Raw genomic sequence first — 12,977 nt, 5'->3', positions numbered from 1 at the left:
AACCCCGACTCCACGTACTGCGACTCAGAGTCGGCCGCCTGCGCGTAGGGCCCGTGTTGCGGCGCAGAGTTGGCCTGCTGGTATTCGGCGTAGCGCCGCTGACGTTCCGCTGCCACCGCGTGCCCTGCTGCGGCATTGGGGTTTATATACTCCTTTACCGCTTCGCCATTTTGATTAAATTTCGTGGCGCTGACTATATATTCCGACCTAATTCCTCGCCAGAATGCGACTTCTTCCTGGTTTGCATAGGCCGCCTCCCTACCGAGAGTAGTAAGAAAGTCGATACCTCCGGGCGCTTCGATAGTATAGCGATAACTTTCCCCATCATCCGTCAACGCATCAACCGGCGGCATTCCTGTTGCACCAGCGAATTCGGGCTTCCGGGTTGTACTCACATATCCTGTATAGCCATTCTCGTTTTGATAGTACTGCAGACTACTCGGTTTCATGTTATTCCAAGATGGAAATCCTTCCTTGAATATCTTTTTGGGCTTTCGATTGTCCCACCGATAGACAGGCTCCAGATCCTTTCGGTAGGCGGGTTTGCCATTGAGAGCGGGGCCACTGTTAGCCACAGTTATCGTAGTCGGGTCCGGCCCATATATGCTGCTTCCGAAGCCGACGGTGGGCTGAGCTGTAAATGTTGTCTCACGGGCGCGCAGTAGGAAATACCCATCGAACTCTCCTGGGTCTCCCGCCTGATAGGAACCTTGGGAAAGGCGATCAGATGACGTGTCCGCTGAAGAATAGTCATCCGCTGAAGAATAGTCCCTATCCGGTGGAGTTGACATTCGATTTCCTTCCGACTGGACGATGGCAGGGAACCGGCGCCGCACCCTACCAATGCTCGGGTGAGGCACCGTGGTTCACCGAGGTAACGTATGAACCCACCGATCCGGTTCAACGAGTAGTACTCCAGCCAGTGATTCCTAATGCTGTTTGTCAAGCCGCGTGAGCGGTGGGAGGCACGGCCTCGTAGGTCCGTTCGTCGCATAGGAGTGCCCAGAGGACGTTGACGCGGCGGCGGGCCAGGGCGAGGACGGCCTGGATGTGGCGCTTGCCTTCAGCTCGCTTGCGTTCGTAAAGCCGGCGGGAGTCCTCGCAGTGACGGATGCTGAACAACGCCGAGATGTATAGGACTCATTGAGCTGTTTCCAACCTGACGGGTGGTTGGACGGGCACCCCGGCGGTGGACGTGAAGAAAGCTCCTGGTAGACGGGTTCACGACCAAGATCACCAGTCCGCCAGGAGCTTTCGCGTGCTTGTCTACCCGTCCGGCATCGATCTGTCCAGCCGCACTCTGCGGCGCCTCTCCGGTCTCCTCGCAGGTCACCGTCTTCGGATCGGCTCACGGTGGCGTCGCCTGACGTGTGGCCGGCAGGCCCTGCTCGTCCTGGCCCACCTGCGCTGTGGCGACACCTACGCCCGCCTCGCAGCAGGATTCCGCATCGGGACCGCGACGGCCTACCGCTACATACGCGAGGCCGTCGGCCTCCTGGCCGCCCTCGCACCCACGCTGGAACAGGCCATGACGACTGTCCGGAAGAAGGCGTACGTGATCCTCGACGGCACCGTGCTGCCGATCGACCGCATCGCCGCCGACGCGGCCGTACTGCTCGGGTAAGAAGAAACACCACGGGATGAACGTGCAGGTCCTCGCAGATCCAGCCGGCCGTCTGATCTGGGCCTCGGACGTACTACCCGCAGCCGTGCACGATCTGACCGCGGCCCGGACCCACGGCATCCCCGCCGCTCTCGCCGCCGACGACATCAAGTGCTGGGCGGACAAGGCCTATCAGGGCGCAGGTCAGGCGGTCCGCGTCCCGTTCCGGGGCAAGGGACTGCGCGGATGGCGTCGGCTTCACAACCGCGATCACGCCAAGATACGCAGCCTCGGCGAACGTGCCATGGCCACCCTCAAATGCTGGCGGCTCCTGCGGAAGCTCCGCTGCAGCACCACCCGGATCACAGCCGTCGTCCGAGCCATCGTCACCCTCGAACTCGCCACCTGATCAAGATGGAAAAGGCTCACTGCACGTCGGCGAACTACCTATCGTGGCGGGCATGAGCCCACACGTCCTGGTAGCCGAAGACCACGTCAAAGAGGCCGAAGTAATCCGCCGCTACCTGGAACACGAGGGCCATACAGCCCGCGTGGTGGCACGATGGGCGCTCCGCACTCGACGAAGTACACCGCAGGCAGCGGGGCCTACTCGTCCTCGACGTGATGATGCCAAACTGGGTCAGCCTCCGGCTGGCTGGCTGGCTGGCTCCGGGACTGTGTACGTCCTGATCGTGAGCCGATGGCAGCAGTACTCCGCAAACCCTCAGGAGCGGGAGCCGATTACGGCAGTCGGCCCACTCTGCGAGCGTGGGGTCTTCTCCCCCACCTTCTTCACGTCGATGGTACGGGGGTCGACGGCTTCGCCGGGGGCGCCTTCGCGGTACAGGCCTCCGGGGAGGCTGTCGCGGTCGTGCGGGAGGAGGAAGAAGACGCGGCGCTTGTACAGGCCGCTGTCGGGGTCGGGTTCAGCCTGGTCGTCGAGGAGGGCGTAGCCGACCATGCGGCCATCGCGCGCGTAGGGGGGCTTGGTGTTGCGGCGGCGGGTCTTGTCGAGGGCCTGGCGGACATAGTCAAAGTTTTCGGGATCTTCCAGCCACACGACATGTTCTTCGTGGGTGAGATCGCCCTCGGTCAGTAGCGAGCTCATGGCTGTTGCCCCTCCTTCGTCTGCGGGATCCGGCGTCGGCCCGCCTTATGGTGTGGTGAGCCACCCGCTGCCGGGTGTGACCCTACGAGTCCATGGTAAGTCGGGCCGATGCGGGCGGGTAGGGACTGCTGAGCCGCGTGCTGGTGGCCGGCGTCGGTAGGCGGCAGTTCGCTGGAGGGGCGCGGGAGTTGATTCATGACGGGGTGTCCAGCAGGGCGAGGCCGGGGTAGTACTTACGACCGTTGGATTTGACCATGTCGGCGGGTGACGCGAGGCCGACTTCCTGCCTGACGCGGGTGGCGAAGGCGCGGGTGCCGGCGGGGCGGATGCCTTCGCCGGTGCTGCACCAGGACGCGTAAGCGGTGTACAGCAAGCCCTGTTCGACGCGTAGGTCAGGCTGGGCGTCGGTGTCGCGGGTGCAGCATTCGGTGAGGAAGCGGCCGATATGGTCTTCGGTGTTCGCGTACGCGCTGGTGGCGATACGGACGCGGTCGGGGCCTTCGAGGTTGTCACGGGTGGTGAGGTAGCGGCGGGCACCCTCGATCAGCCACTGCAGAATGCCGGGGCCCTCATCGCGAACGAGTTCGAGCGCCAGGTTGTCGATCTTGCGGTGATCGGGAACGGTCCGCTCGAAAGGCAGCAACCGGATGCGGCGCCAGAACGCAAAGCCCCCGTTGCTCACCTCCGGTCGGTGGTTGCCCAACAGCCACAGGTGGTGGGTGGGGGCGAAGGAGAAGTAGTCCTGGCGCATCCTGCGGGCCTTGATCTTCTCTCCGCCGGTCAGGAGCTTGACCCGCGCCTCGTCGAACTTGTCGTTGGGCTTGAGTTCGCTGCAGACGATCAGGCGGCGGCCGTGGAGTTCGGTGAGCTCAGTGGAGTGCTCGGAGAACGCGCCACGGTCCATGAGGAAACCGGGCGGGGCCGCGTCGGCGTAGTCCCCCAGGATTTGGATCATGACGTCGAGCAGGACGCTCTTGCCGTTCTTGCCGTGGCCGTGGAGGAAGGGCAGCACCTGGGCGCCGACGTCGCCGGTGATGGAGTAGCCGAGTAGCAGGTGGAGGAAGCCGATCATTTCCTGGCCTTCGGTGTCGTCGCCGAAGGTGTCGTGGAGGAAGCGGTGCCAGCGTGGGGTGTTGGTCTGCTGGGGGGCAACGCTGGTGGCGCGGGAGTGGAAGTCGCGGGTGGGGTCGGGCTTGCGCATCAGTCCGGTGTTCAGGTCGACGACGCCGGAGGGGGTGCAGAGGGCGTAGGGGTCGCCGTCGAGGGTGTCGGGGTCGACGGACAGGTCGGGGGAGGCCTTGGCTTGGGTGAGGAGGGCCTTCATGCCGGTGGTCGACAGGGTGCGCTTCTTGTGGTGGTGGAGATCGCGGTCGCTGAAGAGTCCGCTGGGGTCGGTACCGGGCATGTCCTCGGCCATCTCTCCGGCGGCCCACAGGGCGGCTTTCTCGCCGCCGGTGCGCTTCCAGCGGTAGCCGTCCCAGGAGAACCAGCCCAGGCCTTCGACGTGGCGGAACTGGTCGCGGTAGAGCTTGACGAACAGCTTGGCGTTGCCGCGGTCGGTGAGGGTTCCGGGCAGCGGGGCCGGCAGGGCCCAGGACGGCGTCGCGAGGGGGGAGGTGTGGGCCTGGGAGGGGAGGGCGGGCTGCTGATGGTCTGTCTGTTCGAGGTCCAACATCTGCTGGGCAGCGGCGGTGGCGTCGAAGCGCGGCATCTCGGCGCTGCTCATGAACGTCCTTCGAGGTGGAGCGGGCGGGCGGACCCGGCTGCGAGGGCATCGTCGATGATGCGTTCGTTGCGGGCACTCTGCCAAGGGCGTGCGGTCCCGGCGGCCTCGCGCAGCAGGGCGCGCGCGGCGTGTTCGTCGAGGTGTCCGGCGGCCGCCAGTCCCCCGGCCGTGTAGGCGGCTTTGTTGAGCTTCTCGGTAAAGGCGGCGCCCTCGGGCGTTGCCGCGCACTCGGCGACCTCTATCAGCAGCGGGTCCAGGACGCGGTGCGCGCGTACCGGGGTTTTGGGCCGGCGGCTGCGCGGGATCGCGGGCCGGGTGGAGGACGTGGGCTGTCGGATTGTGTGTCCGGTCCGCACGAGTTCTTCGCCGAGCCATTCGGGCAAGGGCGCAGGCAGGTTGGACGGTCCTTCCCGCTGGTAGGTGCCCTGCGTGGTGCGGGTGGTGGGGGCCACGATGTAGCCGCCGTCGGCCCGGACATCGACTTGCCAGGCCAGCGCGGTCTTCGTGCTGGACCCGGTCGAGCAGCGGAACCGGATGGCCGGGTGGGGGTTTCGGTACCACACGTGCAGACCGCCGGAGGGGGTACGCACGCGCAGCGTGCTGTCGTCCTGTGCCGGGGTGGGCTGGCCGCGCAGTGCTGCCAGGAGCGCGAGGGTGTCGAAGCCGGAGGCCAGGCCGTGCAGGTTCACGGAGTCGTGGATGGCGATGCCGGGCAGGAGCCTGCTGCGGTCGGGGACCGCAGCGGAGTGCGCGTCGATGTCGATGACGATCAGGTCGGCTCGGCCACAGGCCACGCCGACGCCCCGGTACGGGTGCTCGGACCACCAGGCGTCGATGCGTGTCATGTTGGTCGTCGCGGCGTGGAATCCGTGGCATGGGCGGCCAGCTGGGAGGCATACGCACCCTGTCGGCGAGTGGTGCGTCTCCTTGCAGGCCGGGCAGTTGGCAGGGGGTGTCTTGCGTCCGGTGGCAAGGGGGTGGACCGGCCATCCTTGTGTGGCGCACCAACGGGCCACAGCGTGGGACGTGGCGGTCCGCGCAGTAGCGGTGGGCGCTCTCGTCACGTCGGGGCCGGGCACGTGTCTGTCCTTCGGCGAGGGTCTTGTCCTTCGGTCCCTGACATGCCGGCCGGGGCGGGCGCGTGCTGGGGCGAGGGACCAAAGGGACTGTAGGGACTGGCTTTCGAAAGAGAGTGTAGAACCCCCGGCCGGGGAGAGGGTGCAGTTCCCCCGCGTGGCGCCGTATCTGTTTTCGGGTCCCTACGGTCCCTTGAGTCTCTGAATAGAGACCAGGATGGGCAACATATGTCCGCAATGCACGCAATGAGAGTGCCTGAAGGGACCCTGATTCATCTATCAGTAACTCTGGAGAGGGGGACGGCTCAGGGACTCGATCAGCCCCGGCCCGCGAGGCGTCTCACCCCGGCTCGCGTTGCCGATCCCCTAGCAGCCTGTTTTCGCGGCTGCCCTCCAGGCAGGGCCTGAGCCCCAGCCCGAGGGGCTGAGCCCTACCTTGGGTCCCTAGATATTCTCGCAGCTCAGGAGTGGGATATGACCCCAGAGAGGGACTGTAGGGACTGAGAACTCCAATTATGAGATCCTCACGTATATGCACTCAACAGATACGCCCGCGTGTACCCGCACACAGGACTCGTTCATAACTCCCAACTAGAGTCCCTTGGGTCCCTGAAGGGCATCACCCAACGCCTTGACCTGCACTTTTGTGAGGGACCGAACAGCAGGGACTGAACGTGCACAAGCCCTCCTCGCTAGGTGGGGGTGGAGTCGGGCAGAGCTGTGGGACGGCACCGCTCTGCCCGTTCTTTGCGAGCCCCGGCGATCGCAGGCTTCACCGCCGCCAGGTCAACACGGCCGTCGAGGGCCCGGGCCGGCTGGACGCGGCGCGCGGTAGCCGTCGGGGCCCGGGCCGGATACAGGGGTGCAGGGTGTGCGCCCTACTTGGTGGTGCGGTAGGCGTCGTAGAGGGTCTGGGTCAGGGTGTTGCCGTCGGCGTCGGTGAGCGTGGCGCGCAGTGAGATCGAGCCGGGCTTGGTGGGGCTGTGCAACTTGAGCCGGTCGCCGTCCAGGGCCCTGGTCTTCTTCCAGGTCCTGCCGCCGTTGTAGGAGACGGCGAAGGCGAGCTTTCGCAGCGTGTCGGCCTTGGTGACCGCGCCTTGGAGGCTGAAGGGCACCGTGAGGGTCGTCCCGGCCCTGGCGGTACTGGCCGTTGACAGCTTCGGGGTGAAGCGGACGACCGTCAGCGGCAGCCTCTCGGCGGTGTCACCGGGGACGTGCGCCGAGGCGAAGGTCCAGGTGGCGGTAGTACGGGTGCCGACCGCGAACTGCGCCGTGGAGCGGGAGACGTCGACGTTGAGCCGATAGGTGTGCTTGCCGGCGGGGAGAGTGTGGGAGTCGCCGTTCAGCGGTTCGTCGACGGTGAAGATCGTCTCGCCGTCGGCGTGGAGCGAGCTCCGGGCCCTGGTGTGGGCAGAGGTGTCCAGGTTGCCGGCGCCGTCGGAGAACAGCGGCAGGTACGCCGAGAAGGTGTCGCCGTGACGGACGGCGCCGGGCCGGTCGACGCCGTGCGCGAGAGCACCTGATGGGAGGGACGGGCCGAAGACGCCGATGTTGAAGCGCTGCGTGTACTGCCTGCCCGCTTTGTACACCCTGGGCGCGCCGACCTGGGTGTTCTCCCAGGTCGGGGTGCCCTCCTCGTCGGGGGCGCCGAGTTGGCTCACCTGGTAGAACCACTTGATGCCGTTGGGGAGAACGTAGTCGGTGCCGGTCAGCGGCAGACGGCCCGCCGTCTGATACGGGTTGTAGTAGCCGCCGGGCATGAGGGGTGCGGCCCAGACGGTGGTGGTTTTGCCCTTGGTGGGTGCCCCGACGACCACATTGACCTTGGTCAGCTGCGAGGGCTTGACGCGCTGCGTGAAGCCGGACAGGTCACCGGTGCGGTTCCAGGCCAGTCGGTAGTTGACGGCCTTGTGGGTCCAGATGCCGTGGTACATGGCGGACGCCTCGGCGGTCGGCACCGGGGTGCCGAGCTGTCCGATGCGCATGTTCCGAAACGAGGGGGCGTTGTAAAGAGAGGTGTACGGCCTGTTGTTGACGTCGACGTGGAAGAAGAACATGGCACCCGTGGGCCTGGCCGCGCCGTCCGGCACGATGATCTTGACGGGCTTGGTCTTCCGGGCGTCCATGACCAGGGTCGTGTCCTTGGTCAGCGCGAACTTAGGGCGCAGCAGCAGGGACCAGTTGTTGGTGTCGGTGGGGATCACGCCTTCCAGCGTGTATCGCCCCTTTGGCAGGCGGAGGGTGACCACGCCGTCGGTCTCGGCGGCGGCGTCCTTCCAGATGCGGTTGTCCAGGCCGTAGATGCTCGTGAAGGCGTCCTTGTCGGTCTGTCCATCGAGACCGAGGTGCTTGATGGTCAGGTCGTACGACTCGACCTCGCGGGTGACGCCTATGGAGGTGCGGACGGTGGTGGTGCTGTCGGCGGTGGTGGCGGTCACCGAGCCGCCGAAGCTGCCGTCGGCCGTTCCCATGCGGGTGTTGGCGGTCACGGTGGCGGTCGCCTCGCTGCCCGCGGGGATGGTGAGCTGCTTCGGTGAGACGGTGAACAGGCCCTCGGCGGCGGGCTTTCCGTCGTTGCGGTAGGCCTCGGTGGCCAGGTCGAGGGTGACCGGCGCGGTGCCTGTGTTGCGGTACGTGACGTTCTTGGTGACGGGACGGTCGTCGGTGTGGGGGTATGACTGTGTGCCGAAGCTCAGCGAGGCCGGCCTGCTGGTGAGCTGCTGGGTGATCGCCGCGGCGACGTCGACCCGGCCGGTGCCCTGGGTGTACGCGGAGGTGGCAGCGGCCGGTTTCGCGGAGGCGGTGAGAGCCGCCTTGATCTGCTGGCCGGTCCAGTCCGGGTGTTCCTGGGCCAGGATTGCGGCTGCGCCCGCCACATGCGGGGTTGCCATCGAGGTACCGCTCATGGAGACGTAGCCTTCGGCGGCGGGGTTGCCCTGCACACCTTCGGCGGCCTTAGCGGCGACGACAGCCACGCCCGGCGCGGTGATGTCGGGCTTGAGCGAGCCGTCGGCCGTGGGGCCGCGGCTGGAGAACTCGGCGGTGGCGTCCTCGCGGTCGACCGCGCCGACGGTGAGCGCGGCGGCGGCGCTGCCCGGGGTGCCGATGGTGCCTTCGGAGGGACCCTCGTTGCCGGCGGCTATGACGAACAGGGCGCCGGAATCAGCCGACAGGTCGTTGACGGCCTGTTCGACGGGGTCGATGCCGGGGCTGTCCTCGCCGCCCAGGCTCATGTTGACGATCTCGGCGCCCTGCGCGACGGCCCACTGCATTCCGGCGATGACGCCGGAGTCGTCGCCCTCGCCGGAGTCGTCGAGCACCTTGCCGACGAGCAGGCGCGCGCCCGGCGCGACACCATGGTAGGTAGTCCCTGCGGGGGACGCGGCTCCGGAGCCCGCGATCGTCGAGGCCACGTGCGTGCCGTGGCCCGCGCGGTCGACGGTGTCCGCGGCGGCGGAGAAGTTCGCCGCCGCGTCGATGCGGTCCTTCAGGTCCGGGTGGGTGGCGTCGATGCCGGTGTCGAGGACGGCGACCTTGACGCCCCGGCCGTCGTATCCCGCCTCGTAGGCCGCGGGAGCGCCGATCTGCGGCACGGTTCTGTCCAGGCTCGCCCGGACCTTGCCGTCCAGCCAGATCCTCCTGACCTTCGCGGAGCCGGTGGCGCCGGTGAGAGTCTCCCATAAGGCGGAGCCCTCGGACTTGCGGGCGCGGACGGCGTCGCCGTTGATACTCGGCAGCTCCCGGCGGACCGTGGCACCCGAGCTCCGGAACGTGCGCGCCGATACGGACCGGCCCTTGTCGTAGGTGACGATCAGCGGGAGGTCGGAGCGGCGGCCGTCGTCGTAGTGCGAGTCGACCAGCCGCGTCACGTCGAACAGCCGTCGGTCGGCCGTGCCGTTCGCGATCAGCGGCTCGGCGTCACGCGGCACGACGTATGCGTGTCCCGCGGCCTGCTGGACGCGGAAGGCCATTCCCTTGCGGCCCTCACCGGCAACGACGCCGGTGACCTTGCCGTCGGTGTTCAGGGTCACCCTGTCGCCGGTCACGAGCGTGACGGTCCTCGCGGGAGCGGGAGCGGGGTTTTCGGCGAGGGCGGCCTGCGCGCCGCCGGACGTGCCCGCCAGCAGCCCTGCGCCGAGCGCCACCGCCACGGCAGCCGCCGACGAGGCGGTGGTGAATCCTCGTCTCCTGCGCCGGCGGGACTGCCGGTGCGGCTGTGTGTTCGCCTGCTTGTACGGCTTCAACTCAAGCCTTTCATTATGGTTTGGCCGGTCTGTCCGCTGTTTCGGGGCAGCATCAGGGCGCGGCTGAGCGACGGTTGGCCGCTCGGCCGCGTACCGATGGGGAAAGGGGCGGGTCCGGGTGAGGGTTCGCGGGCCCAGGGGCGGCCTACACGAGGCGCTTACGGCCCCAGAGGATGACGAACGCCGCGATGCCGGCGGTCAGGGCCAGCAGGATCGCGGCGCCGAGCCACTGCATGGAGGACATCTGCGAGATCGGGATGTACTTGATCGCCCAGCCGACGACATGTGCCTTGTCCAGGCACGCGGTGGTAGCTTTCGCCGTCGCCTCGGTGCAGCTGCCCGTTCCGATGAGGTCGCCGGAAGCGGTGAGATAGGACTGGTCCGCGACGTAGGCACCGCTGGGCACGGACGGGAAGGTGCCGTCCCCGACGCCCTTCTCGCTGGTGAGGGTCACGATGTTGCCGAGGGACATCCGGAAGTGCGACCACACCAGCTGCACGATGACGGCGAAGCCCAGGGTGACGACCATGGACAGCAGGGTCCGGCGCAGCAGCATGCCGATCGCCACGCCACCGACGATGGTGAGCAGGGTGAGTGCCACGGGCACGGGTCCGCTGTTGTCGAAGCCGTCCGGGCCGGCCCAATCTATGGCGGATAGCGATGACTTGACTGGGGACCACCACCACGTGAACGCGACGGAGACCGCCGTGGTGCACACCACGACCACGAGTGCGGTCACACCGAGCTTGGTGGTGAGCCAGCGGACGCGGCTGGCGGACTGCGCGTTGACGAGCTTGGCGGTGCCGCTTTCCAAGTCGCCGGCGAGCAGGGGCGCGCCGAGGAAGACACCGATCAGGACGGGCAGGAACCCGAGCAGCCGACCAGCCAAGCTGAGCGGACTCCCGTCGAACTTGTCTTCCCAGCCGGACTTCAGGTGGGGATAGCCGTACCCGTCGAGGTAGGTAATCATTTGCTGGCGCTGGTACACGATCACCGCGACGGTGATGGCGGCGGCGACCAGGAGGGTCCAGTAGGCGGCCCGGTGCTGACGCCAGACCAGCCAGGTCATGCCGGTGAGCCGGAGGCCACGGCCACGGCCGGCTTCGGTGCGGACGGAGTGGGAAGAGGAGCTGCCCGTACTGCCGGTGCTGGTCATCGTACTCATGCCGCCACCGCCGAGGGGGCGACGTAGGAGCTGGGACCGATCAGCGGCGGGGCTTCGGGTGAGCGCAGATAGGCGAGCAGGAGTTCCTCCAGGTTCGGGGTGCTCGCCTGCCAGGGGCCGGTGACCGGCCCGTCGGGGCGCACCAGCGAGATGAACTGCCGTCCGCTGGTGCGGGTTTCGACCACGGTGTGGTACGCCAGCTCTGGGGGCGTGCGCCCGTCGGAGTGGACCCCGGTCAGCACGGCGTGGGCGGTGCGGAGTTCGTCCACCTCACCGGCCAGGCGCAACCCGCCGCCCGCGATGACCAGCAGGTAGTCACAGGTGTTCTCCAGCTCGGCGAGCATGTGGGTGGACATCAGCACGGTGGTGCCGCGCTCGGCGGCCTCGGACAGCAGGGTGCCCATCAGCTCGTGGCGCACCAGCGGGTCGAGGTCCGACATCGGCTCGTCCAGGAGCAGCAGGTCGGGACGCTTGCCGAAGGCGAGGGCGAACGCCACCCGGGTGCGCTGGCCGCCGGAGAGCGTGCCGATCTTCGCCTCGAAGGGCACATTCCCCGACCGGACGATGTTTTCGGCGGCCCGCTGGTCCCACCCGGGGTTCAGTTCGCGGCCCATGCGCAGGGTCTCGGCGACGGTGAAGCGCCGGAACAGCGGCTTCTCCTGAGCGAGGAACGCGGTGCGCCGCGTGGCCTCCGCGGACTCCGGGGCCGCCCCGAACACGCGCAGGGTGCCGGCGGTCGGCTCCAGCAGGTTGGCGGCGATGGCCATCAACGTGGTCTTGCCGGCCCCGTTGGGGCCCACCAGACCGCAGATCCGCCCGGCCGGCAGCCGGAAGGAGCAGTCCTTCAGCGCCCAGCCCCGGCGGTACTTCCTGCCGACGCTGCGGGCTTCTATCGCGGACTCCCCGGCCAAGTAGCCGTGGCCCGCCCCGTGGTTCATCATCCCTGCCCCTTGTTTTCGGCGGCCGCCCCGGTCTCGGCGTACCGCTCCTCCATCACAGACGTGACCAGCGCCGTCACGTCCTCCTGCTCCAGGCCCGCCTCGTGGGCCCGGTCCATCCACGCCTCCAGCTCGCCGCGCAGCGGTGAGTTCGCCCCCGTCTGGGGACGGGCCAGCGACAGGCGCACGAACGTGCCCTGGCCCTGCCGGAGTTCCACCAGGCCCTCACGGTCCAGCTCGCGGTACGCCTTGAGCGTCGTGTTCGGATTGACCGAGGAGGTCGCCGCGACCTCCTTGGCCGTCGGCAACTGGTCCCCCGGCACGAGTACGCCGAGACGCAGTGCCTGCTTGGTCTGCTGAACGATCTGCTGGTAGGCGGCAACCGCACTGCGCCTGTCGATCCGGAATTCCAACGTCCACCACCACCCTTTAGCTAGTGAACTAGTGGACTGATGATGGAGTACGGAGTGCGTACCTGTCAAAGACCTCTGGTCCGCGGGTCAAAACCTCTGCGCGCCGAACTCCCAAGACACTCCCGCCAGTTCTCAAGTTCTAGTGCCGCAACAGGCAACGTTCGCGACGCCCGGCACGCCCTCTCGCGGCACCTGACGCCGCTCCTTCACGGGCATACGCTGCCTGCCGCGGCACTAGGGTCTGTCGTCAAATGATCTTGAGTGGTGGATCATGGTCGGGTGATACGTCGCCATGAACTGTCGGATGTCCAGTGGGAGTTCGTCCGCCCTCTGTTGCCTCGGCCGGAGCGAGGGCGGAAGCGGCTGGACGACCGGACGGTCCTCAACAGGATCGTCTGGAAGTTCCGGACGGGCACGGCCTGGCGAGACGTGCCGGAGCGGTACGGATCCTGGGCCACGCTGCACACCCGCTTCCGGCGATGGGCCAGGGACGGCACCTTCGAGCGGATGCTCCGGGAAGCCCAGGCGCGGGCGGATGCGGCCGGTGGGATCGATTGGCTGGTGTCGGTCGACTCCACCATCGTCCGAGCGCACCAGCACGCCGCCGGAGCCCGAAAAGGTGCCTCTATGGTTTTCGTCAAGCCGTAGCGGGTGTGGGTGGTTGGTAGAAGGTGCCGTCGCGGAGCATGGCGAACAGGACGTCG

At 67.4% G+C, this 12,977-nt stretch carries 8 protein-coding genes and 4 pseudogenes; 3 read left to right on the top strand and 9 right to left on the bottom strand.

Annotation, left to right across the window (positions count from 1 at the left end):
* Together ABZT03_RS30925 and ABZT03_RS30920 are read right to left on the bottom strand one after the other, a co-directional pair.
* A pseudogene (locus tag ABZT03_RS30925) lies at nt 1-575 on the bottom strand (hypothetical protein); the annotation flags it as partial.
* Between the two features lie 367 nt (nt 576-942).
* Nucleotides 943-1,095 (bottom strand): annotated as a pseudogene (locus tag ABZT03_RS30920) (IS110 family transposase); the annotation flags it as partial.
* Nucleotides 1,096-1,258: 163 nt separating this feature from the next.
* Here ABZT03_RS30920 and ABZT03_RS30915 point away from each other — a divergent pair.
* Together ABZT03_RS30915 and ABZT03_RS30910 are read left to right on the top strand one after the other, a co-directional pair.
* Nucleotides 1,259-2,012: pseudogene (locus ABZT03_RS30915) on the top strand (transposase family protein).
* Between the two features lie 52 nt (nt 2,013-2,064).
* Nucleotides 2,065-2,236: pseudogene (locus ABZT03_RS30910) on the top strand (response regulator); the annotation flags it as partial.
* Nucleotides 2,237-2,327: 91 nt separating this feature from the next.
* Here the strand turns inward: ABZT03_RS30910 and ABZT03_RS30905 are convergent.
* The 7 genes from ABZT03_RS30905 to ABZT03_RS30875 all read right to left on the bottom strand — a co-directional run bounded on the left by ABZT03_RS30905 (nt 2,328) and on the right by ABZT03_RS30875 (nt 12,273).
* Complete coding sequence (locus ABZT03_RS30905; RefSeq protein ID WP_356045507.1) at nt 2,328-2,711, bottom strand: DUF6009 family protein; 384 nt, start codon at nt 2,709-2,711, stop codon at nt 2,328-2,330.
* Nucleotides 2,712-2,904: 193 nt separating this feature from the next.
* Nucleotides 2,905-4,437: a phage/plasmid primase, P4 family gene (locus ABZT03_RS30900; protein WP_356045504.1), complete on the bottom strand. Its 1,533-nt coding sequence runs from the start codon at nt 4,435-4,437 to the stop codon at nt 2,905-2,907.
* Nucleotides 4,434-5,453, bottom strand: a complete 1,020-nt coding sequence (locus tag ABZT03_RS30895; RefSeq protein ID WP_356045564.1) for a bifunctional DNA primase/polymerase — start codon at nt 5,451-5,453, stop codon at nt 4,434-4,436. The genes ABZT03_RS30900 and ABZT03_RS30895 overlap by 4 nt, the downstream gene beginning before the upstream one ends.
* A gap of 938 nt (nt 5,454-6,391) precedes the next feature.
* Nucleotides 6,392-9,757 carry a S8 family peptidase gene (locus ABZT03_RS30890; RefSeq protein WP_356045501.1) on the bottom strand — a complete coding sequence of 1,122 codons (3,366 nt, stop codon included), beginning with the start codon at nt 9,755-9,757 and terminating at the stop codon, nt 6,392-6,394.
* A gap of 145 nt (nt 9,758-9,902) precedes the next feature.
* Nucleotides 9,903-10,922, bottom strand: a complete 1,020-nt coding sequence (locus tag ABZT03_RS30885; RefSeq protein ID WP_356045498.1) for an ABC transporter — start codon at nt 10,920-10,922, stop codon at nt 9,903-9,905.
* Nucleotides 10,919-11,860, bottom strand: coding sequence for an ABC transporter ATP-binding protein (locus ABZT03_RS30880; RefSeq protein ID WP_356045562.1), 942 nt, complete (start codon nt 11,858-11,860; stop codon nt 10,919-10,921). Before ABZT03_RS30880 ends, ABZT03_RS30885 begins: the two co-directional genes overlap by 4 nt.
* Complete coding sequence (locus ABZT03_RS30875; RefSeq protein ID WP_356045496.1) at nt 11,860-12,273, bottom strand: GntR family transcriptional regulator; 414 nt, start codon at nt 12,271-12,273, stop codon at nt 11,860-11,862. The genes ABZT03_RS30880 and ABZT03_RS30875 overlap by 1 nt, the downstream gene beginning before the upstream one ends.
* 261 nt (nt 12,274-12,534) lie before the next feature.
* Here ABZT03_RS30875 and ABZT03_RS30870 point away from each other — a divergent pair, with 261 nt between their 5' ends.
* Entirely contained in the window at nt 12,535-12,921 is a 387-nt protein-coding gene (locus tag ABZT03_RS30870) for an IS5 family transposase (RefSeq protein ID WP_356045493.1), read from the top strand.
* Nucleotides 12,922-12,977 lie beyond the last annotated feature (56 nt).

This window comes from Streptomyces sp. NPDC005574 (assembly GCF_040605435.1).
Classification (GTDB): domain Bacteria; phylum Actinomycetota; class Actinomycetes; order Streptomycetales; family Streptomycetaceae; genus Streptomyces.
The sequence above is the reverse complement of the archived record's forward strand: the minus strand, read 5'-3'. Positions and strand labels throughout refer to the sequence as shown.